This is a genomic window from Streptomyces sp. NPDC015242, from assembly GCF_043079125.1.
GTDB lineage: Bacteria > Actinomycetota > Actinomycetes > Streptomycetales > Streptomycetaceae > Streptomyces.
In genome coordinates this window covers 495,594-519,859 of record NZ_JBIBUF010000003.1, presented here as the reverse complement: position 1 = coordinate 519,859, position 24,266 = coordinate 495,594, and the positions used below count along the sequence as shown (strand labels likewise).

Below are 24,266 nucleotides of genomic sequence, written 5' to 3'. Positions count from 1 at the left end.
CCGTGTCCGACCACGAACAGAGGCTCTCCACGGGCACCGGCCGTCTGCTGGCCGGCGTGGCCTGGGTCGTGCTGCTGCTCGGCCTGTGGCTGTGGGGCCGTGAGGTCACCGACGTACGGCACGGCATCTCCGCGCCGACCACGGGCGACATGGCGGCGGCCGGCCGGCCCCCGGACGTGAAGCTGCCCCCCGCCCACCGCCCGCTCACCGACGCGCTGCCGCAGCGCGTCGACATCCCCGGGCTCGGCGTCCAGGCCCCCGTGGTGGCACGCGGCCTGGACTCACGCGGGGCGCTCGACCCGCCGCCCTACGACCAGCCGGGCGTGGTCGGCTGGTACGCCGGGGGCGTCGCGCCCGGGGCGCCCGGCACCGCGCTGCTGGTCGGCCACGTCGACACCGACACCCGGCCGGCCGTGTTCTACCGGGTCAGCGCCATGCGGCCGGGGCAGACGATCCGGGTGATCCGGGCCGACGCGAAGGTCGCCGAGTTCACCGTCGAGTCCGTCCAGGTCCTCTCCCGCGACCGCTTCGACGCCCATCAGGCCTACGGCCCCCGCGAGTCGGGGCGGGCCGAGCTGCGGCTGATCACCTGCGGCGGCAGCTTCGACCGTGCGACGCGCAGCTACACGGCGAACGTGGTCGTCTCGGCGTACCTGACGGGAACCGGCCTGTGACGCCTCCGGCGCGGCCCGCCGGCCCGGCCGGCGGCCCGCTCCCCCTGAAGCCGCCGGCCGGTCCGGCCTCGACCGCGCGCGCACGGGCCGCGGGAGTGACCCGGCGAGCTGCGCGGGAGGTCACGGGAGACACGGTGAGTGAATCTCTGGCCGAAGGCCGGGCCTCGCAGGAAGACTCTAGAACCAAAGCACCGCCCGGGCCTAGAGGCCGGATGACGCCAAGTTCCGGAACGGTGGCGCAGCGTGATCCGCGCAGGTCGGATTCGGCCTCGTGGGGGGTGCGGGACGTATGTCAGGATTGAGCCTCGGAACGCTGCACCCAAGGGGGAGTTGGATGTACGGCAGCAGGGGGGTCGGGACACGCGCCGGGAGGCGGGTGTCCGCGGTGGTGCTGGGGGCGGCACTGCTCATCACGGGATGCTCGGACGGCGACGGGGGCGACGAGGCAGCGGACCCGGGCACCGACGCGGGCGCCGGCATCACCCAGCAGCCGAAGGACACCGCCCCGTTCTGGGTCAATCCGAACGGCACGGCGGCCCGGCAGGTCGCCACGCTGGAGAAGGCCGGCAAGAAGCGGGAAGCCGAGCAGATCCGCAAGATCGCCGAGCAGCCGGTGGCCGAGTGGGTCGGCCCGGACAACCCCGAGGAGCAGACCCGGGGCTTCACCGAGGCCGCCGACAAGGCCGGCCGTACGGCCCTGCTCGTCCTCTACAACATCCCGCACCGCGACTGCGGCCAGTACTCCCAGGGCGGCGCCGCCGACGGCGACGCCTACCGGGCCTGGCTCGACGGTGTCGCGGCCGGCATCGGCGACCGCCCGGCCACGGTCGTGCTGGAACCGGACGCCCTGCTCCACCTCGTCGACGGCTGCACCCCGCAGCAGTTCCACGAGGAGCGCTACGACCTCCTCAAGGGCGCCGTCGCCAAGCTGAAGTCCCTGAAGAACACGAAGGTCTACCTGGACGCGGGCAACGCCGGCTGGCAGAACCCCGACCAGATCTTCGAGCCGCTGCAACGCGCGGGCATCGAGCAGGCCGACGGCTTCTCGGTCAACGTCTCCAACTTCTACTCCACGCAGGACTCCATCGCCTACGGCAAGCAGCTCTCCGCCAAGGTCGGCGGCAAGCACTTCGTCATCGACACCAGCCGCAACGGCAAGGGCCCCTACACGCAGGGCAACCCGGACGAGCGCTGGTGCAACCCGCCCGGCCGCGCGCTGGGCGAGACGCCGACGACGAAGACGGCGGACCCGCTGGTCGACGCGTACCTGTGGGTCAAGCGTCCCGGCGAGTCGGACGGCGAGTGCAAGGGCGGCCCGAAGGCCGGCCAGTGGTGGGAGGACTACGCGCTCAAGCTGGCGAAGGCCAGCGGCTGACGTACCCGGCCAGGCATGCGAAAGGGGCGCCCTCCGGCCGGAGGGCGCCCCTTCTGCCGTTCGGCTACGGCACCTTCACCCACTGCGCCTTGCTCGGCGTGCCCTGGGCGTCCGTCACGAACAGCATGTACCAGCCCGCCTGGACCAGGTTCCGGTTCTCCGGCACGGTCACCGTCAGTTTGTCGCCGGACGCCTCGAAGTCCAGCGCGATGGACCGCTGGTCGATGTCCGTGACGTGCGTGGCGGCGCTCGGCCGGATCAGCCGCACCTTCTCGACCTTCGACGCGTCCGCGGAGGTGAAGGTCCCCGTGCCGCCGCGCTCGATGGTCTTCGGCCCGCCGGACAGGGCGGGCCGGTCCGTGTCGCCGTAGAGGTAGGGCGGGGTGTAGATCTCGATGCGCTGCTCGAACTTGCCCGGCTTGGTGTTGGCCTTGTCGGCGTAGAGCGAGTCGGAGCCGAAGACCATCACGCGGCCGTCGGGCAGCAGGACCGAACCGGAGTGGTAGTTGCGGCCCACCAGCGGGTCGGCCACCCGCTTCATCTCGTTCTTCGCCGCGTCGTACAGCCGCGCCTCGAAGATGTTGGAGTCGCCGCGGCCCCGGTAGTCCTCCGAGCCGCCGGAGATCAGCACGCTGTCGTCCGGCAGGACCGAGGCGTTCGGGTAGCGGGTGCCCTTGTCCAGGGACGGGCCGTCCACGAAGCGCGGGTCCGGCTTCTTCAGGTCGACGATCCGGGTCTTCTCGCTGGACTGCTGGGACTCGCCGACGCCACCGCCGCCGATCACCATGTACTTCTCGTCCTGCGCCGGCGGCAGCAGCACCGTGCCGGACGTCTCCATCAGCTTCGGGTCGCTCAGGCCGGGGATCTTCGTGAACTTGTTGGTGTCCACGTCCCACACGCCCGGGTCACGGCCGATGTCGTCCGGTCCGTAGCCCGCGTTGGAACCCGAGTAGAAGATCTTGCCGTTCTGCATGAGGAACAGCGCCGGGTAGGTCGGGAACTGCCGGACCTTGTCCGTGTAGGTCCACTTCCTGGTCTTGGGGTCGAACACCTCGTTCTTGCCCGGGACCAGCTGGCCGATGTCGTCCAGGCCGGAGACGCTGAGGATCTTCCCGTCGCTCAGGGTGGTGAGCGTCGGGTACCAGCGGGCCTCCTTCATCGGGTCGACCTTGATGTACTTCTCGGCGACCGGGTCGAACTCGAAGGCGTCCCGGATGCCCTGGAAGTCCTTCTTGTCCAGGGCGAGTTTCTGCGCGATGCCGTAGGTGTTCTTGGCGTCGGCGCCCTTGAGGCCGTGCACGCGGTAGTTGTCCTGCGTGCCCGTCTCGAACTTCTTGCCGCGCTTCTGCGCCTCGACGTAGATCCGGCCCAGGCCGGGATCGTTGCGCAGGAACCTGCCGGTGGCCTTGTCGAAGACCTTCTTGGCGCGCGGCACCAGCACCGGGTCCTTGGAGACGAACGTCTTGCCGTTCTCCTTGCCCGTGAACTTCGTGCCGGCGGGCAGGGTGATCGGCTTGTCCGGGTTCTCGTTGTGGACGATCATCAGGCCGCCGGCCTTGGTGACGTCACCCTTGAGCTTCTCGTACCGCTTGGTGCCGCCCGCGATCAGCAGGTTGCCGTTGGCGAGCTGCGTGTGGCCGGTGCAGAACAGGTCGCTGGGCGTGGGCACCTTCTTGATGGTGCCCTTGACCGGGTCCCAGATGCGGGTGTCGAACTTCTTCGCGTCGAAGTTGTCCTGGTTGTTGCCCGACCCCGCGACGAGCAGCACCTTGCCGGTGCGCAGCAGCGCCGCGTGGATGGTGTTCTGCCGGTACTCCTCGGGAAACTCGACGATCTCCCACTTGCCGTTCGCGGCCTTGTACTCCGGCTGGTTGATCTTGTACTGGTGGTATTTCTCGGTGCTGAAGCGGTAGAGCCACGGCCCGTTCATCCCGGCCAGCGCGAGTACCACCGCCGTGCCGATCGCGAGTCGACGGGCCCGGCGGCGGCCTGCACGGTCGTTCATTCCTTACGTCCCCCAAGTCCACCAAGGGCGATCTGCATGGTCTGGTCGGTCCCCCCGACCTCCCCGTGTGCGCCCGGGGTCGCGGCCCACGTGGGCTTGTGCTGCGGGGCGTGCGGCGCGTGCTGCTGCGGGACGGGCAGCGGCTGCGTCCGGTGCGGGCCCGCAGAGTCCTGCGGCGGCTCCCCGGAGGGAGCGGCGGGCTTCTTGGCGTCCTGCTTCAGCTGCCAGCGCCAGGCGAAGATCGGCGTGGCCGTGATCAGCATGGCGAAGGTCGCCCAAATGATCATCGCGGGGTGCGAGTGGCCGAAGACGAGACCGGCCGCGATCGAGCCGCCGAAGATCAGGATGAAGTACCAGTGGTAGCGGAACGTGCCGAACCAGCGGTCGGGGCTCGCGGAGTCGCCCTTGGGCGTGACCACGAACTTGCTCTTGCGGCGCAGCGCGGAGTCGATCAGCGCCTTCGCGTACAGCGGCGCCGACAGCGCCGACATCACCATGCCCGCCACACCGCCGGAGCCCTCCGGCTCGTGCGGCGAGACGTTGTGGCGGCGGTTCCAGACGTACAGCCCGATCTGCAGGGCGGAGGCGTTGCCGTAGAGCATCAGCCACACGGCCGGGTCGATGTTCACACCCGAGGCGCCCAGGCCCAGGAACAGGCAGCAGCTCAGCGCGGCCAGGATCCAGTTCAGGGCGGACATCGGGTAGAAGATGATCATCATCGTGTAGTTGAAGAGCTTGCTCGGCGGCAGCGAGTACCAGCCCTTCCAGTACTGCTTGAGGATCGTCTCGTACGTCCCTCGCGACCAGCGCATCTGCTGGGTGAAGAAGTCCGTCCAGGCGCTGGGGCCCTCACCGACGGCGAGCACGTCCGGGGTGTAGACCGAGCGCCACTTGTTGCCCGTCGCCGGGTTCTTGTGGCGGTGGATCTCGAAGCCGGTCGCCATGTCCTCGGTGATCGAGTCGTACAGACCGCCGATCTGCTTGAGCGCCTTGATGCGCACGGCGTTGGACGTGCCGACGAACATCGGGGCGCCGTAGCGGTTGCCCGCGCGCTGGATCAGGGCGTGGAAGAGGAACTGCTGCGACTCGGCGGCCTTGGTGACGAACGAGTCGTAGTTGCCGTAGACCTGCGGGCCGATGACGAAGCCGACGTCCGGGTCGCGGAAGAAGCCGAGCATCCGCTCCAGGTAGTTGGGCAGCGGCACGTGGTCGGTGTCGACCGAGGCGAAGAAGTCGTAGTCGTCGCCGTGGGCTTCGAGCCAGGCGTTGTAGTTGCCGTGCTTGGTCTTGGCGCGGTGCGGGCCCTTGGCCTGGTTCCACTTCGCGACGCCCTTGCGGGAGAAGTGGTGCACGCCGAGGCGCTCGCAGACCGCCTTCACCTCGGGGTCGTCGCCCTCGTCCAGCAGCCAGACGTGCATCAGACCCCGGTGGCGGATCTTGACGGCCGCCTCCAGGGTCTTCGTCACCATCTCCAGCGGCTCCTTGCCGGGCACGAAGGAGGTGAGGAAGGCCACTCTGGTGCCGACCTCGGGCACCACCGGGATCGGGTCGCGGGCGACCAGCGTGGCGTGCGCGTTGGACACCACGTTCATGCAGCGGAAGAACTCGATCAGGCCGATCGAGACGAGCATCACCATGTCGAGCGCCGGCAGCCAGTCGAACGCCGGGTAGTCGCGCTCGGTCCAGTGCTCGGGCTGGAGCAGCCAGAACAGCAGCACCAGCGACAGCACCGGGGCCGCGGCCAGCATCAGGGCGACCCGGATGCGGTGCGGCTCCTGCGAGATGAGCGAGCGGTACTGCACCTTGTACGGCTTGCTCGGATCGGGCTGGGTGAGGGGACCCGCGAGCCGGCTGTAGTGCTCGTAGTCGTATCTCGGCAGCGTCTTCTTGATCCGCCGGAACGTCCCCGTGGTGCTCATCCGGTGAGACGGCACCCTCAGCTGGGTCGTCTGGGACGGGTCGTTTTCCTGCCGGGCACCCGTGGGCCTCGACGTCATGAGTCATCCCCCCACACGCGGACCGCCGCGTGTTTCGTCGCTTCCTACCGTCTGCTGCGGTCCCCCTCGACCTTCACAGACGTATCAGTGGTGGGTCGCAGTCACCACGTCATCCACACCCTATAGACATGGCAACGCGACCTTCCGGTTGCATGATGCCCCCCACGGCATCCATGCACGAACGGGGCCCCTACCCCCGTCCGGTCCGCAACCGGTTCCGAATCCCCCCAACTGCCGCGTAACCGCAGCATCTTGAAATACCAGAAAACCAGGGTTCTACGGCGTTCATCATGATCGCAAGATGCGAAACGCGGTGTTTACCGGTCAAACGCGTTCATTGTGGCGGGTGTGGGGACCCTGTGGAGCCGTTGTGGACAGGCGGGCGCGGATGTTGCCGAAGTGCTCCCTTATGGCCTCCTCCGCCCGCATCGCGTCGCCGGAGCGCACCGCGTCCAGGATCTCCCGGTGCTGCCGGCAGGTCACCTTCGGGTCCTGCGGCACGCCCCCCAGGTCCGTCCTGACCCGGTGGAACGCGTCCCAGAACGCCTCCAGGACCTCGCTCAGCAGCACATTGTCCAGCCCCCGGTAGAGGGTGGCGTGGAAGGCCCGGTCGGTCTCCGCGAGGCCGGCTCCCCGCGCGGCCTGCTCTTCCATACGGCCGACGAGCCGGTCCAGTTCAACGAGGTCGTCAGGCGGTATCCGCCCCGCGAGCCGGGAGACCAGGCCGGTCTCCACGGCCTCGCGCAGTTCGAGCAGCTGGAGCAGGGAGTCCTCGCCCCGGTAGTGCCCGGCGACCGTGCGGAAGGCGAGGCCCTCGATCATCGGGGCGAGGGACATCGGGCCGACGTAGGTGCCGAAGCCGTGCCGGATCTCGACGATGCCCATCGCCTGGAGCGCCTTCAGCGCCTCGCGCACCGAGTTCCGGCTCGCGCCGAGGTACTCCATCAGCTCGGGCTCGGTCGGCAGCGGGGCCCCGGAGGCCAGCCGGCGGTCGATGATGAGCTTCTTGATCCGCTCCTGGAGGTCACGCGCTGCCATGGCGAGAGGGTATCCGGCCAAACGTGCGGTGGCCCCCGTTCCGGCCAGAGAAAGATTCCGGCCAGGGAAATACCCGGGGAGTGCGTGCTCCGGGCATGCGGAAGGCCCCTCGTCGCCGAGGGGCCTTCCGGTCGGTGCGCCGCCAGGGACTCGAACCCCGGACCCGCTGATTAAGAGTCAGCTGCTCTAACCAACTGAGCTAGCGGCGCGCGCTGACGTCGCAACTCTACAGGACGCGCGGAGGTGCTCCCGACCACCGGCAGGGACCCGGGTGGCCCCTCCGGGCGGAGCCCGCGTACATCATTCGGACCGTCAGCATGCGCGTGCGGAAGACAGTTGCGAAACTGACGACGCGCGCCCGGACGCCCACGGGTGCCGCATTTTCCGCCGGAAGTGTGAGGGGAATCGCATGGAGTCTCCGGTATTCGAGGAATTCGACCCCGCGAGCGACTGCGACTGCCCCGGCTGTGTCCACTGGCGCCGCGTCCTGCCGCATTCCCCGGCCGGCCGTTCCACCGCCCACCCGGCGGCCCACCGGGCTCTCGCCCTGGCGGCCGTGGCGTCCGCCGCGCTCGGCGCGGGGCATGCCGTACCGGCCGCGGCGACCGTCCCGCACGCCCCCTACCGGCCCGGCGTCCCCGCAGGTGAGGAGCCCGACAGTCCGCAGGGCGACCGGGCGCCGCTGCACGGCCCGGCCGGCCGGCCGGCGCTTCCGCGCAAGCCCTCAGCCATCACCCGGGCGGAGATCATCGACCGGGCGAAGACCTGGGTCGCGGCGAAAGTGCCGTACAGCATGACCGCCTACTGGTCCGACGGTTACCGGCAGGACTGCTCGGGTTATGTCTCGATGGCCTGGCAGCTGCCCGGGAACGAATGGACGGGCAGTCTCGCCCAGTACGCCGACCCCATTTCCAAGGAGGAACTCCAGCCGGGCGACATTCTGCTGTTCCACAATGCGGCCGACCCCGAGAGCGGGTCGCACGTCACGATCTTCGGCGGCTGGACGGACGACTCGCACAGCCACTACCTGGCCTACGAGCAGACCCGCCCGCACACGCGGCGGCAGTCCACCCCGTACGCCTACTGGAGCGACTCCGACCGGTACGTCCCCTACCGGTACAAGGGCGTCACGACCGAGGAGCCGGCCCCGGAGCCGGACGGCGGCGAGCCCGGCGCACCGGCGGCCACGCCGTTCCCGGGGGCGGCGTATTTCGGCCCCGGCGCGCGCAACAAGTACGTCACGCTGCTCGGCCGCATGCTCGTGGCGCGCGGGGCCGGCGCCGCCTACGCCTCGGGTCCCGGACCGCGCTGGACGGACGCGGACCGGCGGGCGACCCGGGCCTTCCAGCTGGCCCAGGGCTGGACGGGCGCCGACGCGGACGGGCTGCCCGGCCCGCGCACCTGGGAGCTGCTGGTCACGGGCGGGGGCGTGGACGTCAAGGGCGGCGCCGTGGGCCCGCCGTCCTCGCACGGCGTCCCGGGCTACCCGGGGCGGGCCGTGTTCCGTCCCGGTGCCGACAACGCGTACGTCACCCGGCTCGGCAGGCAGCTGGTGCGCAAGGGGTTCGGCAGGTTCTACGCGGTCGGGCCCGGGCCGCGCTGGAGCGAGGCGGACCGGCGGGCCGTGGAGGCGTTCCAGCGCACCCAGGGCTGGCGGGGCGGCGCGGCCGACGGTTACCCGGGGCCGGAGACCTGGCGGCGGCTCTTCTCGTAGGCCCTCGCCGAGGGGCCCGCATCCCGGCCGACCCGGCCGAATCCGACCCCCGACGGGCCGGACCACTGTTGTGACGCATCTGGCGCGGAGGCTGGAGGCACGCATGAGCACGACCACTTCCCACACGTCCGAGCCCGACGGGCCGGCCGAGGGGCCGGGCAGGCCCGCCCGGCTCATCCAGAACGAGGCCACCACCGAGATCCCCGTCCATCTGCTGTTCCGCGACGACCCGGACCCGGCCACGGTGGCGCTGCGGCCCGCCGTGGTCGCCCGCCGGCAGGGTACGGGCGAGCAGCCGCGCCCGCGGCGTGCCTCCGCCGCGGTACCGCGGCCCGTGCCGCAGGTCGACCCCGGCCTGGCGGAGCGGCCCGCGCGGGTGCTGCCCGGGGCGGCCGGTGTGCTGGCCGGGGCGTGCGGGCTGGCCGGGTGCGCGGTCACCTCCTGGTGGGCCGGGGTGCTGCCGCCGCTGGTGGTCGGGGCGCTGGGGCTGCCCGCGCAGGCCGGGGCCGGGCTCGGCCCCGCGCAGTGGGCGGCGTACGCGGGCGCCGGAGTGCTCGGCCTGTTCGGGTTCGGCGGACTGGCCCGGGGCCGGACCGGACGGGCCTGGGTGCTCGACCTGTTCGGCCGTTACCGCGGGACCGTCCGGCGCTCGGGGCTGCTGTGGGTCAACCCGCTGCTGCTGCGCCGCCGGGTGGACGTGCGGCTGCGGCACTGGCGCAGCGAACCGCTGCCGGCCGCCGACGGCAGCGGGGTCGCGCTGCGGGTGGTCGTGCAGGTGGTGTGGCGGGTGCGGGACACCGCGCGGGCCACGCTGGGCGTCGAGGACCACGAGTCGTATCTGCGCGAGTGTGTGGAGGCGGCCCTGGCCCGGGTGCCGGTGGAGACGCCGGGCGGAGGCAAGGGCGCGGGGGACTGCGCGGCCGAGGCCCTGACCCGGCTGGTGGCGTCGGACGCCGTCCCGGTCGGCCTGGAGGTGTTCTCCGTGCAGCCGCTGCGCGTGGAGTACGCGCCCGAGGTGGCGGCCGCGATGCACCGGCGCCGGATCGCCGCGCTGGACGCCCGGCACCGGGCGAGTGTGCTCACCTCGGTCGTGGACTCGGTGGAGGACACGGTGACCCGGCTGACCATGCGGGGGCTGGTCGAACTCGACGACTACGAGCGCAAGGCGCTGGTGAAGGACCTGACGGTGGCGTTCTGCGCGGGCCGCGGGGAAACAGGTCCGTGATTGGTATGGACATGCTCAACTGACGGTCATACTCTCAGACTTGGTCTAGACCTACCTGCACGCCTCAGTGAAACTCCCCCACGTTCTCCAGGAGCGGCAGCATGCGCACAAGGACCAAGTTGTCCGCACTCGCGGTGGGACTGGCCACGACCGGAGCCCTCGTCCTCTCCTCCGGCGGCGCCAGTGGCCACGGCTACACCGACCTCCCCATCAGCCGGCAGAAGCTCTGCCAGAACGGCACGGTGACCAACTGCGGTTCCATCCAGTGGGAACCGCAGAGCGTCGAGGGGCCGAAGGGCTTCCCGGCCTCCGGACCGGCCGACGGGCAGATATGCAACGGCGGCGTCGGCCACTTCAGTCAGCTCAGCGCGCCCCGCACGCCGTCCGGCGGCGCGTGGCCCGCGACCCAGGTCACGGGCGGCCAGAACTACACGTTCCGCTGGCAGTTCACCGCCATGCACGCCACGACCGACTTCAAGTACTACATCACCAAGCCGGGCTGGAACCAGAACCACAACCTGTCCCGGTCCGACCTCAACCTCACGCCGTTCTTCACGGTGCCGTACAACGGGCAGCGTCCGCCGCAGACCCTGTCCCACACGGGCAGGCTGCCGTCCGGGCTCAGCGGCCGGCACGTCATCGTCGCGGTGTGGACGATCGCCGACACGGCCAACGCGTTCTACGCCTGCTCGGACGTCACCTTCTGAACCTCTGAGGTTCCCTTGAGTCACCGCCGCGGCCGGCGTGGGTAGGTTCCTCCCACGCCGGCCGCTCGGGGCCGGCGCATCGACTCCGGGGGTGCGCGATGGACGTGATCCTCTACGTCGTGCCCGGCCTGGCCATGGCACTGGCCGTCTGGATGGCCTGCCGCGCGGTGCGGTGCTGGTGGCGGATCCGCGGCGCCTGGGGCAGCGGACTGACGGCCGAGGCGCGGTGCCTCGGGGCGTACCCGGCGGGGCGGGGCGGGCTCCACCACGTGTACGAGTTCATCACGCACGACGGCCGGGTGATCACCTTCGAGGAGGGCGGCGGCCCCGGGACGACCGCCGAGGGCGACTACGTCACCGTCCACTACACCGCCGGCCGCCGGATCGTGGCCACAGCCCAGGCGCCGAGCCGGGCGCGACGGGCGATGACCGCCGTCGGCCTGCTCGCGTTCCTCGGCGTGGTCGCCCTGTTCTGCGCCGGCTTCCTCGCCGTGTACGGCGAGGCCTCCGGCCCGTACGGCGACCTGGTCTCCGGCGTCGACCCGGGAACGTCCGTGGCGCCGTGACCTGCATACACGCCGAAGGGCCCCTCGCTCCCACGAGAGGCCCTTCACCGGTGCGCCGCCAGGGACTCGAACCCCGGACCCGCTGATTAAGAGTCAGCTGCTCTAACCAACTGAGCTAGCGGCGCATGACTCCCGCCCTGCCGCTGGAACCGTGTTCCGCGGCGGGCGACGGAGAAAATACTACCTGGTCCACAGGGGTGCTCCGGACCACCCGGGCGACGCTAGATCGCCATGGACAGCAGGACCGGGGCGGCGTTGCGGTTGAGGGTGTCCGCCGCCTGGCGCAGGCGGTGGGCGTGCTCGACGGGCAGGGACAGGGCCAGGCAGCCGACGGAGGAGCCGGCCGTGATCGGGACGGCCGCGCAGACCGTGCCGACCGCGTACTCCTGGAGGTCCAGGACGGGCACGGTCGGCGGCTGGGCCTCCAGGCGGGACAGCAGCAGCCGGTCGCTGGTGATGGTGCGCGAGGTGAGGCGGGCCATCTTGTGCCGGGCGAGGTGGTCGCGGCGCCCGGCGTGGTCGAGCTGCGTGAGCAGGCTCTTGCCGATCGCGGTGGCGTGGGCCGAGGAGCGGAAGTCGACCCACTCGTTGACCTTGGGCGTGGCCGGGCTGTCGGCGTACTGGGTGACGCTGATCTCGCCGTCGACGTAGCGGCTCATGTAGACGGCGGCGCCGACCGAGTCGCGCAGCCGGTCCAGGGTGTGCTGGAGCTTGTCCCGCAAGGCCTGCTCGCGCCGGCGGGCGGAGGTGAGGCGGGCCAGGGTCTCGCCAGCGACGTACGCCCCGTCGGTGATCTGCTCGACGTAGCCCTCGCGACGCAGCATGCGCAGGAGGGTGGTCAGCCGCTCCGGTCCGATGCGGGTGCGCCGGGCGAGCTCGGCGTCGGTGACGCCGGAGCTGTTTCCCGCCACCGTCTCCAGGACGCGCAGGGCTTCCTGGGCCGAGTGGTACGGGGTGGTCGGCTCGTGCTTCAGCGCCACGGTGGTCTCCCCCTGCGCTTGCTGTAGGGCCGTAATCCGGTCAGTGAACCGTGTCCAGGCTAACCGGCAAAGGCCCTGCGCGGAGCGGGGGTTGACAAGATTCCCGGGCACCCGAACTGGGGCAACGGCACTCTGGCACATGCCAGACGCATGCCCCAGTCCGGTGGTCCCGCGTTCCCCCTGCTCACGGCCCGTAGTCAGAGCACTGCGCTGAGGAACTCCCGGGTGCGGTCCCGCTCCGGCTCGCTGAAGATCTTCTCCGGTGGGCCGGCCTCGATGATCCGGCCGGAATCGAACATCAGCACCTGGTCGGAGATGTCCCGGGCGAAATTCATCTCGTGGGTCACACAGAGCATGGTGATGTCGGTGGAGCGGGCGATGTCCCTGAGCACGTCGAGCACGCCCGCGACCAGCTCAGGGTCGAGCGCGGAGGTCACCTCGTCCAGCAGCAGCACCTGCGGGCGCATCGCCAGCGCCCGGGCGATCGCCACCCGCTGCTGCTGGCCGCCGGACAGCTGCGCCGGGTGCTTGTCGAGGTGCTCGGTCAGCCCGACCAGCTCCAGCAGCTCGCGCGCCCGCTCCTCGGCGGCGTCCTTGGACATGCCGAGGACCGTGACCGGGGCCTCGGTGATGTTGCGCAGGACCGTCATGTTGGGGAACAGGTTGAACTGCTGGAACACCATCCCGATCTTCTTGCGGACCTCGCGCACCTGCTTCTCGGGCGCCGGGAACAGCCGCTCCCCGTCCACGGTGATCGTGCCCTCGTCGGGCTTGGTCAGCGTCATCAGCAGCCGCAGGATCGTGGTCTTGCCGGATCCGGACGGGCCGATCAGCGTGACGTGCTTGCCGGCGTCCACGGAGAAGTCCAGGTGGTCCAGGACCGTGTGGTCGCCGAACCGCTTGGTGACCTGCTCCAGCCGGATCAGCTCGCCGCCGCTCCTCGTCGGGTTCGTCTCGGGGTCGGGGAGGGTGTCAGTGGACAAGGCGTCGCTCCAGGGCTCGCAGGGCAAGGGAGGCCAGATAGGAAATGACGATGAAGGCCGCTCCGATCACCGTCAGCGGCTCGGTGAAGCGGAAGTTCTCCTGCGAGAACAGGCGCGCGTGACCGAGCATCTCCAGGACGGTGATCGCCATCAGCAGCGGCGTGTCCTTCAGCATCGCGATGACGTAGTTGCCGAGCGCGGGCACCACCCGGCGCACCGCCTGCGGCAGGATCACCGCGGTCCACGTGCGGCGCAGCGGCAGGTTCAGCGCCGTCGCCGCCTCCCACTGGCCGGCCGGCACGGCCTCGATACCGGCCCGGTAGACCTGCATGGTGTACGTCGAGTAGTGCAGCCCGATCGCGAAGACGCCCGTGGTCAGCGCCGAGAAGGCCAGGCCCCACTCGGGCAGCACGTAGAAGAGGAAGAACAGCTGCACCAGCAGCGGGGTGTTGCGGACGAACTCCGTCACCGCCCCGACCGGCCAGGTCACCCAGCGCGTCGGCACCCGCATCAGCAGCGCCCACACCAGGCCCAGCACGAACGAGATCAGCGAGCCGAGCACCAGGATCTGCAGGGTGACCAGCAGGCCCTTCCAGAAGTCCGGCATGAAGTCGGAGACCGCGCTCCAGTCCCAGTTCATCGGACCGCCTCCACCACGACCGGGTCAGCGGCCCCGGCCTTGTCGTCGGGCGCCTTGCCGACGCCCGCCTTGAGCTTGTTCTCCAGACCGCGCATCAGCCGGGTGAGCAGGAAGGCGATCACGAAGTAGATGACCAGGACGTACGTGTAGATCTCCGCGCTCTCCTGGAGCGCCAGGCGCACCAGGTTGCCGCTGAAGGCCAGGTCGCCCATGCCCATGATCGACACCAGGGCGGTGCCCTTGAGCAGTTCGATCAGCAGGTTGGAGAACGGCGGGATCATCTCCGGCACCGCCTGCGGCAGCAGGATCAGCCGCATCCGCTGCCAGGACGTGAAGCTGAGCGCGATCCCGCCCTCCTGCTGCGCCGGGTCGACCGCGGTCAGCGCGCCGCGCACGATCTCCGAGCCGTAGGCGCCGTAGGTCAGGCCGAGCGCCAGCGTGCCCGCCCACAGCGGCACCAGCTGCCAGCCGAAGGCCGGGGGCAGCACGAAGAACACCCAGAAGATCATCACCAGCGCCGAGGTGCCGCGGAACACCTCGGTGTAGAAGCCCGCCAGGAAGCGGACGACCCACAGCCGGTGGGTGCGCGCGACACCGACGGTGAAGGACACCGCCGCGGCCAGCAGCGCGCTGCAGACCAGCAGCTGGACCGTGACCCAGACGCCTTCGATTACCAGTTCCCAGAGTCCCGGGGTCATCCGCCGCAGAGCTCCTTCGCGGTCAGGTCCGTCATCTCCGCCTCGGTGAAACCGAACGGCTTGAGGATGCGGAGGAGTTCGCCGCTCTTCTTGAGCTTGCGCAGCTCCACGTTGAACGCGTCGCGCAGCTTCGTCTCGGTCGGCCGGAAGGCGAAGGCGCCCCCGTCGACGTGCGGCTTGCCGCCCACGATCGGCTTGAACGGCTCGGTGGCCTCCGCCTTGGCGGACTTCTTCACCACCTCGCGCACGGTGAGCGCCGTGCCGGCGAACACGTCGACGCGCCCCGCCTCGACGGCGTTCAGCCCCGCGACCTGGTCCGGGACGATGAGGATGTCGCTCTCCTCGTACCCCGCCTCGACGGCGTACTGGATCTCGGCGTAGCCGGTCCCGGTGGCGAACTTCGCCTTCCTCTCGACGACGTCCGCGTAGCTGCGCAGGCCCATCGGGTTGCCCTTGCGGACGATGAACGCGTCGAGCATCTGGTAGTCCGGATCGGAGAAGATCACCTGCTCGCAGCGCTCGGGGTTGACGTACATGCCCGCCGCGACGACGTCGAACTGCTGGGAGTTCAGGCCGGGGATGAGCGAGCCGAACTCCGTCGGCACGGGCTGCACCCGGTCGACGCCGAGGCGCTTGAAGATCACCTTGGCCAGTTCCGGTGCCTCTCCGGTCAGCTCGCCGTCCTTGTCGATGAAGCCGAACGGGATCTCGCCCGCGATGCCGAGCCGGACCACACCCGCCGCGCGGAGCCGGTCGAGGAGGTCGCCGCCCTCCACGTCCGAGGCGGTGGCGACCCGGCTGCACCCGGCCGCGCCCAGCGCGCCGAGCGCCGCGACCCCCGCGAGCAGCGACCGGCGGGCGGGCCCGGATCCGGGCCGGGATATGGGTTCAGGACTTCTCAGGGGGCTTCTCTGTGGTGGAGCCATGGGCGCGCGGCTACCCGACCGCCTTCGACTTATGCGGGTCTTTTCAAGCCCCCCACGTCCCCGGCGCGCCCTTGACCGCGCACGTCGGGGGGCACTCCCATGGAGGGCATGGCTGATCGCTACCTCGAAGTCTCGCTGGTCAAGCGTGACGTGACCTGCACGGCCAGGCTGCTGGACGACCGCGCGCCGATCACCTGCGCGGCCGTCTGGGACTCCCTTCCGCTGGCCGGCGACGTCTACCACGCGAAGTACGCGCGCAACGAGATCTACGCCCTTTTCCCGCCCTTCGCCGCAACCGAGCCACCTCTGGAGAATCCGACCGTCACCCCCATTCCGGGCGACCTGTGCTATTTCACCTTCGCCGGCGCGGAGTTGGGAACCACGTCCTACGGCTACGACCGCGAGGTCCGGGCCGGGACCACGCTCGTCGACCTGGCCCTGTTCTACGAGCGCAACAACCTGCTGCTCAACGGCGACGTCGGCTGGGTGCCCGGCATCGTGTGGGGCCAGGTCGTCGACGGCCTGGAGACCATGGCCGAGGCGTGCAACGACCTGTGGCGCTCGGGAGCGGCGGGGGAGACCCTCAGCTTCAGGCGGGCGTAGGCCGGCTGCCCGGCGCCACCCCCGCCTCGTACAGCGCGTGGGCCGCCCGCAGCACCAGATCGTCCCGGTGCCGGGCGGCCACGAGCTGGAGCCCCACCGGCAGCCCGTCCGCGTCGGAGCCGACCGGCACGCTCGCCGCGGGCTGCTGCGTCATGTTGAACGGATAGGTGAAGGGCGTCCAGCCCGTCCAGCGCCGGTGGCCGGACCCCTTGGGCACCTCCGCGCCCGCCTCGAACGCCGTGATCGGCAGGGTCGGCGTGACGAGCAGGTCGTAGGTGTCGTGGAAGCGGCCCATGCGGCGGCCCAGGTCCATCCGGACGTCCACGGCGGCCAGGTAGTCCAGCGCCGAGTACCGGGCGCCCCGCGCGCGGATCTCCCGCAGGCCCGGGTCGAGCAGCTCCCGCCGGTGCGGGGCCAGGTGCTGGGTGACCCGGGCGGCCCCGCTGAACCACAGGGTGTGGAAGGCCTCCACCGGGTCGGTGAGGTCCGGGTCGGTCTCCGTGACGTACGCGCCGAGTTCCGCGAGCCGCTCCACGGCCCGCCGCACCGCCGCCGCCACCGCCGGCCGCACCGCCACCTGCCCGCCCAGGGACGGGGAGTACGCCACCCGCAGCCCGCGCACCCCGCCGGCCAGGCCCTCGGTGTACGACCCGGGCGGCGGGGCGAGCGCCGACCAGTCGCGCGAGTCCGGGTGGCCGATGACGTCCAGCAGCAGGGCCGCGTCCGCCGCGCTGCGGGTCATCGGCCCGACGTGCGCGAGCGTGCCGAAGGCGCTCGCCGGGTAGAGCGGCACCCGCCCGTAGGTCGGCTTCAGCCCGAAGATCCCGCAGAACGCGGCCGGGATGCGGACGCTGCCGCCGCCGTCCGTGCCCAGCGACAGCGGTCCCGCGCCGAGCGCCACGGCCGCCGCGCTGCCGCCGCTGGAACCGCCCGCCGTGCGCGCGGGGTCGTACGGATGGCGGGTCACGCCGCTCAGCGGCGAGTCCGTCACGCCCTTCCAGCCGTACTCGGGCGTCGTCGTCTTGCCCAGGAACACCGCCCCGTGCTCGCGCAGCCGGGCCACCGACGGGGCGTCCTCGTCCCAGCGGCCCGCCGGATCCACCGCCTTCGAGCCGCGCAGGGTCGGCGCCCCGCGCAGCAGCAGGATGTCCTTCACCGTGACGGGCACCCCGTCCAGCAGCCCCCGTGGCTCACCGCGCCGCCAGCGCTCCTCCGACTCCCGGGCCCGCTCCAGCGCGTCCTCGGCGGTCAGCCGCACGAACGCGTTCACCTCCGGCTGGATCGCCTCGGCCCGCCGCAGCGCCGCCCGGGTCGCCTCGACGGGAGAGAACTCGCCCGCGCGGTACCCGTCGAGCAGTCGTACGGCCGTCGGCTCGGTGAGCTCGGTCATCCACCCTCCCAGGGACGTCAGTGTCCGGGTACGTACCCACGCTGCTTGTCGACCACGTTCCGCAACGGCTCGCCGGACGCCCACAGGCCGAACAGCTCGACGAACTGCGCGCCGAGCTCGTCGCGCCAGCCGGCGACGTCGCCGCTCATGTGCGGTGACACGATCAGGCCCGGGGCCCGCCACAACCGGCTCTCGGCGGGGAGGGGTTCGGTCTCGAAGACATCCAGGGCGGCACCCGCGATCCAGCGCTTCTCCAGGGCCTCGGCGAGGGCGTCCTCCACGACGAGTGCGCCGCGGCCGATGTTGAGGAACCGGGCGGACGGCTGCATCACGCCGAAGCGGCGGGCGTCGAACATGCCGCGGGTCTGCTCGGTGAGGGGCGCGGCCGCGATCACCCAGTCGGCGCGGGACAGCAGCCGGTCCAGGTCCTCCGGGCCGTGCACGCCGGTGCGCGCGGTGCGGCCGGCCAGCGCGGTCGTGACGCCCAGCGCCTTCAGCGTGCCGGCGATCGCCCGGCCGATCGGGCCGGACCCGACCACCACCGCCCGGCTCCCGGCGACCCTGCGCGACTCGCGGTGCCGCCAGGTCCGCTCCCGCTGGAGCTCCAGGGTGCGGGGCAGGTCCTTGGCCATGGCCAGGACGAGCGCGGCGACGTACTCGGCGATCGGCTGGTCGAAGATGCCCCGGGCGTTCGTCACGACCGTGCCGGAGGCGGCGAGTTCGGGACACATCAGGTGGTCCACCCCGGCGCTCGCGGTGTGCACCCAGCGCGGGCGCGGGCCCTCGCCAGGCCAGGCGTCCCGGACGGCGTGCGAGGTGAAGTCCCACACCAGGAGTGCGTCCGCGCGCGGGAGGCGCTCCGCGAGCCCCGCCGCGTCGGTGTGTTCGATGTGCGCGCGGCCGGTGAGGCGACCGAGGCGGGGGAGGGGTTCGGCGTCCAGGACGAGCAGGGTGGGCAGGGGCATGAGCAGCCGTTTCTCCAGCCGTTCGGCGGGGCCGGGGCCGTGCGGTGGCCGCCGGTGACGTCGATTTCACCTGGTGTTGACCGAGGGGTGATCCGGGCGGATTGACCACGCTCGCACCCGAACCTACCGTCGTCAACACGGGCGTATCCACGATCCGTTGCCTACTCGTCGCCCAGCGTGAGGCCGGTGCCTGCCATGGACGTGTCATTTCTCGGCGGGCCCGGCCCGCAGCGCGCGGTCGGCGTCGTCGCCCCCTTCGACTTCGCCCTGGACCGCGAGCTGTGGCGCTGGGTCCCGGACGGCGTCTCCCTGCACATGACCCGCACGCCCTACGTGCCGGTCGAGGTCGGCCTCGACCTCGCCCGCCTGGTCAGCGAGCACGAGACGCTGAGCGAGGCGGTCCGCACGCTCGTCGCGATCGCCCCCGAGGTCGTGGCCTACGCCTGCACGTCGGGCAGCTTCGTCGGCGGCACCATGGGCGAGCGCGCGATGTGCGAGGTGATGAGCCGGGCCGGGGCCGTCCCCGCGATCACCACCTCGGGCGCGCTGCTGGAGGCCCTGGTCGAGCTGGACGTGCGCCGGGTCGCGCTGGTGACGCCGTACACGCTCTCGGTCACCCGGTCCCTGGAGGCCTACGTCGCCCAGGCCGGCGTGACCGTCTCCGGCCGCGCCTTCATGGGCCTGACCCGGCACATCTGGAAGGTGTCCTACCGCGAGGTCGTCGACATGGCCCGGCAGGCCGCCCGCGCCGACGCCGACGCGCTCTTCATCAGCTGCACCAACCTGCCCACCTACGACGTCATCCCGCAGCTGGAGGCCGAGCTGCGGATCCCGGTGATCTCGGCCAACCAAGTGACGATGTGGGCGGCGCTGCGCCGATTGGGTACCCGTGCGGTGGGGCCGTATCAAGCGCTGATCGATCCGGCGGCGCGTTCCGGTCCCGCGACGCCGGGGGCGGACCCCGGTCCCGTAGTGCCGGAAGAAGAGCAGCAGCAGGAAGGCTGGACATGACAGCACTGGGATTCCTCTACCCGGGCCACTCCGCCGAGGACGACTATCCGCGCATCGAGCAGCTGCTGGGCAGCGACATCCGGGTGGACCTGGTGCACACCGACATCGGTGAGGACGCGCACCGGGTGGACGCGCTGCTGGAGATGGGCTCCGCCGGGCGGCTGGCGGCCGGCGTGCAGGAGCTGCGGCACGCCGGTGCGGACGCCGTGGTGTGGGCCTGCACCAGCGGCAGTTTCGTGCACGGCTGGGACGGCGCCCAGGAGCAGGTGCGCACCCTGGCCCTGACGGCCGGGATGCCCGCCTCCTCCACCTCCTTCGCGTTCGTGCACGCGGTGCGGGAGCTGGGGGTGCGGCGGGTCGCGATCGGCGCGACGTACCCGGAGGACGTGGCGCAGCTCTTCGCGCAGTTCCTGCGCTCGGACGGCGTCGACGTGGTGTCGGTCCGCAGCTCGGGTGTCATCACGGCGGCCGAGGTGGGCACCTGGGGCGAGCCCGAACTGCTCGCCCTGGCCCGGAACTCCGACCACCCCGACGCGGAGGCGCTCCTGCTGCCCGACACGGCCCTGCACACGGCGGCCCACATCCCGGCCCTGGAGAAGGAGCTCGGCAAGCCGGTCCTCACCGCCAACCAGGTCACGGTCTGGGAGGCCCTGCGGCTGGCGGACCGCCGGGTGAACGCGCCGGAGCTGGGCGCGCTGTTCACACGGGAGCCCATCGTCCAGGCGTGAGCCGGCCTCACGGCCGCCGCCCGGGCGGCAGCGGCGGGGGCGGGCCCGGGGGATGCGGGGGCGGCGGGACACCGGGCCGTTCCCGGCGCCGCCGGGACAGAACGGTGGGGAACGCGAAGCCGAAGACCCCGCCCGCGGCGGCCCCGACCAGCATGCCCAGCGGAACGTCCCAGCCGACGCCGGAGTCGAACAGCTGCGGTGGCCCGGCCACCACGGCCCCGAAGGCGCCCGCCGCGCCGGCGCCGCGCCGGCGTTCTCCCCAGCCGGCCCGCCCGCCCATCAGTTCCTCCCGCGGCGCCACCGCAGCACCCACAGCGCTGCCCAGGCCACGAGGGCGAGCGTGAAGGCCACGCTCGCTGCCAGCCGGACCACCCGCCACGCCGTTCCGTCCGGGTCCCCGACGGCCTCGACGAGATTCAGGCTCACGGCGACGGTGAACGTAGCCCCGAGGCATCTCGCCGCACGCCTCGTCATGAAGTCCAAGAGGTCCTCCCGGCAGCCGGTGTACGGGGGCGGTGCCCGCGAACGGGCCTCCCATGCGGTCCGGAATCGGTCCTGCCGCTTATTCGGGACAAACAGGGAGGTAAGTACCCGTCCGTCACCCCCGGAGGTGAGGAACGCTCAACTCCGCCGCCCCACACGGCCCGTGAGTTGACCGAAAGCGCGTTCCCCTCGCGCCGCCCACTCCGTGCACACTGACCACGTCCGCCGCCAGTCGTGCCGTGAAGGACTCCCCGATGGCCGTAACGGGCCCGTTCAGATCCCCCGCAAGCGCTGTCCGGTTCTCCGCCCGCCTGCTGTGCTGGAGCCTGGCCGCGGCCATGACCAGTGCCGCGGTGGACGCCCTCCTCGCTCCCCGGGCCGGCTGGTGGGGCACGGTGTGGCCCCTGCCGTGGTGGCTCTTCGGTGCGACCGCCCTCGCCTGGGTCGCGCTCCGGGCCCGTGAGAAGACCGACCCCACGCCTCCGCCCGGCTGCGCGCGGAGCGACTGGGAGCAGGCCGCCTGACAGCCCGGCCCGGCACCCGGGCCGGGAATAAGCGGAGACAGTCCCCTGTTAGAGCCGTAACGACAGCACACGGCCCACAGCAGGAGGCACCCCACCGTGGCGGCAGACGAGATTCGCGGCGCAGCGCAGGGCAGCGCCCCCGTTCCCCTCTCCGTACTGGACCTGGTCACCGTGGGGGCCGGGCGCACCGCCTCCGACGCGCTGCGCACCAGCGTCGACCTGGCCCGTCTCGCGGAGCGGCGCGGCTTCCACCGCTACTGGGTCGCCGAGCACCACTCCATGCCCGGCGTGGCCTCCTCGTCCCCGGCCGTGATCCTCGCCCACCTCGCCGCCCACACCGACCGCATCCGTCTCGGCTCGGGCGGCGTCATGCTGCCCAACCACGCCCCGCTGGTGATCGCCGAGCAGTTCGGGACGCTGGAGGCCATGGCCCCGGGCCGGGTCGACCTCGGCCTCGGCCGCGCGCCCGGCACCGACGGCGCCACCGCCGCCGCCCTGCGCCGCACCGACCGGCTGAACGAGGGAGCCGACGACTTCCCGCAGCAGCTCGCCGAGCTGATCCGGTTCCTCGACGACGACTTCCCGGACGGTCACCCCTACCGCCGGATCCACGCCGTCCCCGGCCCGGTCCAGGCCACGTCCCCCGGCGGCGTGCAGTCCCCGCACCGCCCGCCCGTCTGGCTGCTCGGCTCCTCCGGCTTCAGCGCCCGCCTGGCCGGGGCGCTGGGCCTGCCGTTCGCCTTCGCCCACCACTTCTCGGCGCAGAACACCATCCCGGCTCTGGACCTGTACCGGGAGTCCTTCCAGCCGTCCGCCGTGCTCGACGCGCCGTACGCCCTCATCGGCGTCTCCGCCCTCGCCGCCGAGGACGAGAAGGAGGCCCGCCGCCAGGTGCTGGCCGCCGCCCTCAGCATGGTCCGGCTGCGCACCGGCCGCCCCGGCCTCGTGCCCACGCCGGAGGAGGCCGAGGCCTACGCGTTCAGCCCCATGGAGCGCGACTTCGTCGACTCCTGGAACGCCAACGTCATCCACGGCACCCCCGACGAGGTCCGCTCCGGCCTGGACGGCCTCGCCAAGCGCACCGGCGCCGACGAGCTGATGATCACGGCCAACGCGCGCGGCGGCGACGTCCGGCTGCGCAGCTACGAACTCATCGCCGACGCCTACGGATTGGCGACGCCCGCCTCCGCCTGAACGTCGGGCGTGCCGAGCAGCTCGGAGATGCGGTCCGGCGACACCGGGCGGGAGTAGAGCCAGCCCTGTCCGGTGTCGCAGCCGATGCGCCGCAGCCGGGTCGCCTGCGCCGAGGTCTCCACGCACTCGGCCGTGACGGTCAGCCCCAGCCGGTGCGCGAGCTGGATCATCGCCTCGACCACGACCTCGTCGGCCGGGTTCGCCCGGCTCGCCGCGTCCCGGTCGTCGTACTGGAAGCCGCGGACGAAGGACCCGTCCAGCTTCAGCGCCGACACCGGCAGCCGGCTCAGGTAGGCCAGGTTCGAGTAGCCCGTTCCGAAGTCGTCGATGGCGATGCGCACGCCCATGTCGCTGAGGGCCTTCAGGGTCTGCAGCGGCCGCCCGGCCGAACCCATCACCGCGGACTCGGTCAGCTCCAGCTGGAGCAGGCGCGGCTCCAGCCCCGTCTCGGCCAGGGTCTCGGCGACGTCCGCCACCAGGTCGGAGTCCCAGATCTGACGCACCGCCACGTTCACGCTGACGAAGATCGGCGGCTCGTCGGGATGGTCCAGCTGCCAGCGGCGGGCCTGCTCGCACGCCGTGCGCAGCACCCAGCGGCCCAGCGGGACGATCGAGCCGTCCTCCTCGGCAAGTCCGATGAACCGATTCGGCGTCAGTACGCCGAACTGAGGATGATTCCAGCGGACCAGCGCCTCGACCCCGTGCAGCCGGTCGTCCTCCATGCCGACCAGCGGCTGGTACTCCAGCCGGAACTCGTCGCGGTCGATGGCCGGCCGCAGCGTCGAGGCGAGGGCCTGGCGGGTCATGCGGTGGGCGTTGCGCTCCGGGTCGAACAGGGTCCAGCGGGCCTTGCCGTCGGCCTTGGCCCAGTAGAGCGTCGTGTCGGCGGCCTGCATCAGGGCGGTGGGGGTCGTGCCGGCCGCGTGCCGTTCCACGACCCCGATCGACGCCGACACCGACAGCCGCCGCCCGGAGAGGTCGAACGGCTCCTGGACGGCCCGCAGTACCGCCTCGGCCAGCTCGGCCAGTTGTTCGGTGCCCGTGGAGTCCTCGACGAGCAGCGCGAACTCGTCCCCGCCGAGCCGGGCCACCAGCGGGATGCTGGTGCGCGACCGGCCGGCCTCGTCGGCGCAGCGCGTGAGCCGCTCGGCGACGGCGGCCAGCAGGCGGTCGCCCACGCGGTGGCCGAGGGTGTCGTTGATGGCCTTGAAGCCGTCCAGGTCCAGGTAGCACAGCCCGATCCGGCCGGTGCCGCTCCGCTCGTACGACTCCGCCTCCAGCGCGGCCGACAGCCGTTCGAAGAACAGCGTGCGGTTGGGCAGCCGGGTCACCGGGTCGTGCATCTGCAAGTGCCTGAGCCGGGCCTGGAGTTCGCGCCGGGCGCTGATGTCGGCGACGGACAGCAGCACGGCCCGGTCCCCCTCGGGCAGCGGGGCGACGGTCACCTGCACCCACAGCGAGTGCCCGTCGGGGTGCTTGAGGCGGCGGGTGCAGCGCAGCCGTGACTGCCGGCCGCGCAGCACCTCGCGGAAGGCGTGCAGGCTGCGGGCGTCGGAGGTCAGGTCGACCAGGTCGGCGGCGACGGACCCGGCCAGCTCGTCCGGGGCGCTGCCGACCAGCGCGCCGAGCGCGTCGTTGGCGCTGACGACCACGCCCTCGCGGTCGACGACGGCCATGGCGAGCGGGGCGGCCGTGAAGACGGACCGGTAGGGCGGCCGGGTCGGTGGCTCGGTACGGGGAGACGTATCGATCTCACTCTCTGTGACGACCGGCCGGTCGAGTTCTGCCGCGGGCGCCGGCCCTTCGGAGGTTCCGCTCACCGCTCGCTCCCGCATGTATT

General features: G+C 71.7%; 24 protein-coding genes and 2 tRNA genes. 11 read left to right on the top strand and 15 right to left on the bottom strand.

The features are described 5' to 3' along the window. The first annotated feature begins 2 nt into the window (after positions 1–2). Complete coding sequence (locus ACF07N_RS13820; protein WP_392112054.1) at positions 3–674, top strand: class F sortase; 672 nt, start codon at positions 3–5, stop codon at positions 672–674. 334 nt (positions 675–1,008) lie between these two features. Beyond that, positions 1,009–2,049 carry a glycoside hydrolase family 6 protein gene (locus ACF07N_RS13815; RefSeq protein WP_392112051.1) on the top strand — a complete coding sequence of 347 codons (1,041 nt, stop codon included), beginning with the start codon at positions 1,009–1,011 and terminating at the stop codon, positions 2,047–2,049. A gap of 64 nt (positions 2,050–2,113) precedes the next feature. Here ACF07N_RS13815 and ACF07N_RS13810 read toward each other — a convergent pair whose 3' ends face one another. The 4 genes from ACF07N_RS13810 to ACF07N_RS13795 all read right to left on the bottom strand — a co-directional run bounded on the left by ACF07N_RS13810 (position 2,114) and on the right by ACF07N_RS13795 (position 7,298). Further along, on the bottom strand, positions 2,114–4,054 hold the full coding sequence (locus ACF07N_RS13810) for a galactose oxidase-like domain-containing protein (protein WP_392112049.1): 1,941 nt from the start codon (positions 4,052–4,054) through the stop codon (positions 2,114–2,116). After that, positions 4,051–6,051 (bottom strand): glycosyltransferase family 2 protein, encoded by a 2,001-nt coding sequence (locus ACF07N_RS13805; protein ID WP_383339593.1) that lies wholly within the window; start codon positions 6,049–6,051, stop codon positions 4,051–4,053. Before ACF07N_RS13805 ends, ACF07N_RS13810 begins: the two co-directional genes overlap by 4 nt. A 324-nt stretch (positions 6,052–6,375) precedes the next feature. Beyond that, positions 6,376–7,089, bottom strand: a complete 714-nt coding sequence (locus ACF07N_RS13800; RefSeq protein ID WP_383328402.1) for a FadR/GntR family transcriptional regulator — start codon at positions 7,087–7,089, stop codon at positions 6,376–6,378. 135 nt (positions 7,090–7,224) lie between these two features. Further along, positions 7,225–7,298: transfer RNA gene (locus ACF07N_RS13795), tRNA-Lys, on the bottom strand. A 200-nt stretch (positions 7,299–7,498) separates the two neighbouring features. Between ACF07N_RS13795 and ACF07N_RS13790 the strand changes: the two genes are divergently transcribed. The 4 genes from ACF07N_RS13790 to ACF07N_RS13775 all read left to right on the top strand — a co-directional run bounded on the left by ACF07N_RS13790 (position 7,499) and on the right by ACF07N_RS13775 (position 11,301). After that, positions 7,499–8,803, top strand: coding sequence for a peptidoglycan-binding protein (locus ACF07N_RS13790; protein ID WP_392112045.1), 1,305 nt, complete (start codon positions 7,499–7,501; stop codon positions 8,801–8,803). Positions 8,804–8,906: 103 nt separating this feature from the next. Further along, positions 8,907–10,028, top strand: coding sequence for an SPFH domain-containing protein (locus tag ACF07N_RS13785; RefSeq protein ID WP_392112042.1), 1,122 nt, complete (start codon positions 8,907–8,909; stop codon positions 10,026–10,028). A gap of 101 nt (positions 10,029–10,129) precedes the next feature. Continuing rightward, complete coding sequence (locus ACF07N_RS13780; protein ID WP_311688089.1) at positions 10,130–10,735, top strand: lytic polysaccharide monooxygenase; 606 nt, start codon at positions 10,130–10,132, stop codon at positions 10,733–10,735. A 98-nt stretch (positions 10,736–10,833) separates the two neighbouring features. Continuing rightward, positions 10,834–11,301 carry a hypothetical protein gene (locus ACF07N_RS13775; protein ID WP_392112039.1) on the top strand — a complete coding sequence of 156 codons (468 nt, stop codon included), beginning with the start codon at positions 10,834–10,836 and terminating at the stop codon, positions 11,299–11,301. Between the two features lie 51 nt (positions 11,302–11,352). Here ACF07N_RS13775 and ACF07N_RS13770 read toward each other — a convergent pair. The 6 genes from ACF07N_RS13770 to ehuB form a co-directional block, all read right to left on the bottom strand. Beyond that, positions 11,353–11,426 (bottom strand) — tRNA-Lys (locus tag ACF07N_RS13770). 96 nt (positions 11,427–11,522) lie between these two features. Continuing rightward, the gene (locus ACF07N_RS13765; RefSeq protein WP_383584361.1) at positions 11,523–12,281 is read right to left on the bottom strand and encodes an IclR family transcriptional regulator; all 759 of its coding nucleotides are present in this window, start codon (positions 12,279–12,281) and stop codon (positions 11,523–11,525) included. Between the two features lie 197 nt (positions 12,282–12,478). Further along, positions 12,479–13,264 carry an ectoine/hydroxyectoine ABC transporter ATP-binding protein EhuA gene (gene ehuA / locus ACF07N_RS13760; protein WP_383584357.1) on the bottom strand — a complete coding sequence of 262 codons (786 nt, stop codon included), beginning with the start codon at positions 13,262–13,264 and terminating at the stop codon, positions 12,479–12,481. After that, entirely contained in the window at positions 13,254–13,904 is a 651-nt protein-coding gene (gene ehuD, locus ACF07N_RS13755) for an ectoine/hydroxyectoine ABC transporter permease subunit EhuD (RefSeq protein ID WP_392112034.1), read from the bottom strand. The genes ehuA and ehuD overlap by 11 nt, the downstream gene beginning before the upstream one ends. Then, entirely contained in the window at positions 13,901–14,602 is a 702-nt protein-coding gene (gene ehuC / locus ACF07N_RS13750; RefSeq protein WP_392112031.1) for an ectoine/hydroxyectoine ABC transporter permease subunit EhuC, read from the bottom strand. Before ehuC ends, ehuD begins: the two co-directional genes overlap by 4 nt. After that, positions 14,599–15,528 carry an ectoine/hydroxyectoine ABC transporter substrate-binding protein EhuB gene (gene ehuB, locus ACF07N_RS13745; RefSeq protein ID WP_383328379.1) on the bottom strand — a complete coding sequence of 310 codons (930 nt, stop codon included), beginning with the start codon at positions 15,526–15,528 and terminating at the stop codon, positions 14,599–14,601. Before ehuB ends, ehuC begins: the two co-directional genes overlap by 4 nt. 108 nt (positions 15,529–15,636) lie before the next feature. Here ehuB and ACF07N_RS13740 point away from each other — a divergent pair, with 108 nt between their 5' ends. Next, positions 15,637–16,131 (top strand): DUF3830 family protein, encoded by a 495-nt coding sequence (locus tag ACF07N_RS13740; protein WP_392112028.1) that lies wholly within the window; start codon positions 15,637–15,639, stop codon positions 16,129–16,131. On the opposite strand, the gene ACF07N_RS13735 is transcribed toward ACF07N_RS13740, so the two are convergent. Together ACF07N_RS13735 and ACF07N_RS13730 are read right to left on the bottom strand one after the other, a co-directional pair. Next, positions 16,118–17,521 (bottom strand): amidase, encoded by a 1,404-nt coding sequence (locus tag ACF07N_RS13735; protein WP_392112025.1) that lies wholly within the window; start codon positions 17,519–17,521, stop codon positions 16,118–16,120. The genes ACF07N_RS13740 and ACF07N_RS13735 overlap by 14 nt on opposite strands. Before the next feature lie 17 nt (positions 17,522–17,538). After that, complete coding sequence (locus tag ACF07N_RS13730; protein ID WP_392112022.1) at positions 17,539–18,486, bottom strand: D-2-hydroxyacid dehydrogenase; 948 nt, start codon at positions 18,484–18,486, stop codon at positions 17,539–17,541. A 195-nt stretch (positions 18,487–18,681) separates the two neighbouring features. On the opposite strand from ACF07N_RS13730, the gene ACF07N_RS13725 reads away from it, so the two are divergent. Beyond that, a complete protein-coding gene (locus tag ACF07N_RS13725) occupies positions 18,682–19,497 on the top strand; it encodes an aspartate/glutamate racemase family protein (protein WP_392112019.1) in 816 nt (271 codons plus the stop codon). After that, the gene (locus ACF07N_RS13720; protein ID WP_383584345.1) at positions 19,494–20,225 is read left to right on the top strand and encodes an aspartate/glutamate racemase family protein; all 732 of its coding nucleotides are present in this window, start codon (positions 19,494–19,496) and stop codon (positions 20,223–20,225) included. Before ACF07N_RS13725 ends, ACF07N_RS13720 begins: the two co-directional genes overlap by 4 nt. A gap of 7 nt (positions 20,226–20,232) precedes the next feature. Here ACF07N_RS13720 and ACF07N_RS13715 read toward each other — a convergent pair whose 3' ends face one another. Continuing rightward, a complete protein-coding gene (locus ACF07N_RS13715; protein WP_392112015.1) occupies positions 20,233–20,505 on the bottom strand; it encodes a hypothetical protein in 273 nt (90 codons plus the stop codon). Then, the gene (locus tag ACF07N_RS13710; protein ID WP_392112012.1) at positions 20,505–20,651 is read right to left on the bottom strand and encodes a hypothetical protein; all 147 of its coding nucleotides are present in this window, start codon (positions 20,649–20,651) and stop codon (positions 20,505–20,507) included. The genes ACF07N_RS13715 and ACF07N_RS13710 overlap by 1 nt, the downstream gene beginning before the upstream one ends. 395 nt (positions 20,652–21,046) lie before the next feature. Between ACF07N_RS13710 and ACF07N_RS13705 the strand changes: the two genes are divergently transcribed. Together ACF07N_RS13705 and ACF07N_RS13700 are read left to right on the top strand one after the other, a co-directional pair. Beyond that, positions 21,047–21,232 carry a hypothetical protein gene (locus ACF07N_RS13705; RefSeq protein WP_383328361.1) on the top strand — a complete coding sequence of 62 codons (186 nt, stop codon included), beginning with the start codon at positions 21,047–21,049 and terminating at the stop codon, positions 21,230–21,232. Positions 21,233–21,328: 96 nt separating this feature from the next. After that, on the top strand, positions 21,329–22,426 hold the full coding sequence (locus tag ACF07N_RS13700; RefSeq protein ID WP_392112009.1) for an LLM class flavin-dependent oxidoreductase: 1,098 nt from the start codon (positions 21,329–21,331) through the stop codon (positions 22,424–22,426). Here ACF07N_RS13700 and ACF07N_RS13695 read toward each other — a convergent pair. After that, positions 22,396–24,261, bottom strand: coding sequence for a putative bifunctional diguanylate cyclase/phosphodiesterase (locus tag ACF07N_RS13695; protein WP_392112006.1), 1,866 nt, complete (start codon positions 24,259–24,261; stop codon positions 22,396–22,398). The genes ACF07N_RS13700 and ACF07N_RS13695 overlap by 31 nt on opposite strands. Positions 24,262–24,266: the final 5 nt, after the last annotated feature.

Bases quoted from the DNA above. Each gene is read 5' to 3' on its own strand.
- ehuC (WP_392112031.1), bottom strand. From the start codon at position 14,602: ATGACCCCGGGACTCTGGGAACTGGTAATCGAAGGCGTCTGGGTCACG.
- ACF07N_RS13735 (WP_392112025.1), bottom strand. From the start codon at position 17,521: ATGACCGAGCTCACCGAGCCGACGGCCGTACGACTGCTCGACGGGTAC.
- ACF07N_RS13785 (WP_392112042.1), top strand. From the start codon at position 8,907: ATGAGCACGACCACTTCCCACACGTCCGAGCCCGACGGGCCGGCCGAG.
- ACF07N_RS13695 (WP_392112006.1), bottom strand. From the start codon at position 24,261: ATGCGGGAGCGAGCGGTGAGCGGAACCTCCGAAGGGCCGGCGCCCGCG.
- ACF07N_RS13800 (WP_383328402.1), bottom strand. From the start codon at position 7,089: ATGGCAGCGCGTGACCTCCAGGAGCGGATCAAGAAGCTCATCATCGAC.
- ehuB (WP_383328379.1), bottom strand. From the start codon at position 15,528: ATGGCTCCACCACAGAGAAGCCCCCTGAGAAGTCCTGAACCCATATCC.
- ACF07N_RS13725 (WP_392112019.1), top strand. From the start codon at position 18,682: ATGGACGTGTCATTTCTCGGCGGGCCCGGCCCGCAGCGCGCGGTCGGC.
- ACF07N_RS13775 (WP_392112039.1), top strand. From the start codon at position 10,834: ATGGACGTGATCCTCTACGTCGTGCCCGGCCTGGCCATGGCACTGGCC.
- ACF07N_RS13815 (WP_392112051.1), top strand. From the start codon at position 1,009: ATGTACGGCAGCAGGGGGGTCGGGACACGCGCCGGGAGGCGGGTGTCC.
- ACF07N_RS13790 (WP_392112045.1), top strand. From the start codon at position 7,499: ATGGAGTCTCCGGTATTCGAGGAATTCGACCCCGCGAGCGACTGCGAC.
- ACF07N_RS13715 (WP_392112015.1), bottom strand. From the start codon at position 20,505: ATGGGCGGGCGGGCCGGCTGGGGAGAACGCCGGCGCGGCGCCGGCGCG.
- ACF07N_RS13810 (WP_392112049.1), bottom strand. From the start codon at position 4,054: ATGAACGACCGTGCAGGCCGCCGCCGGGCCCGTCGACTCGCGATCGGC.
- ACF07N_RS13780 (WP_311688089.1), top strand. From the start codon at position 10,130: ATGCGCACAAGGACCAAGTTGTCCGCACTCGCGGTGGGACTGGCCACG.
- ACF07N_RS13730 (WP_392112022.1), bottom strand. From the start codon at position 18,486: ATGCCCCTGCCCACCCTGCTCGTCCTGGACGCCGAACCCCTCCCCCGC.
- ehuD (WP_392112034.1), bottom strand. From the start codon at position 13,904: ATGAACTGGGACTGGAGCGCGGTCTCCGACTTCATGCCGGACTTCTGG.
- ACF07N_RS13705 (WP_383328361.1), top strand. From the start codon at position 21,047: ATGACCAGTGCCGCGGTGGACGCCCTCCTCGCTCCCCGGGCCGGCTGG.
- ACF07N_RS13740 (WP_392112028.1), top strand. From the start codon at position 15,637: ATGGCTGATCGCTACCTCGAAGTCTCGCTGGTCAAGCGTGACGTGACC.
- ACF07N_RS13805 (WP_383339593.1), bottom strand. From the start codon at position 6,051: ATGACGTCGAGGCCCACGGGTGCCCGGCAGGAAAACGACCCGTCCCAG.
- ACF07N_RS13720 (WP_383584345.1), top strand. From the start codon at position 19,494: ATGACAGCACTGGGATTCCTCTACCCGGGCCACTCCGCCGAGGACGAC.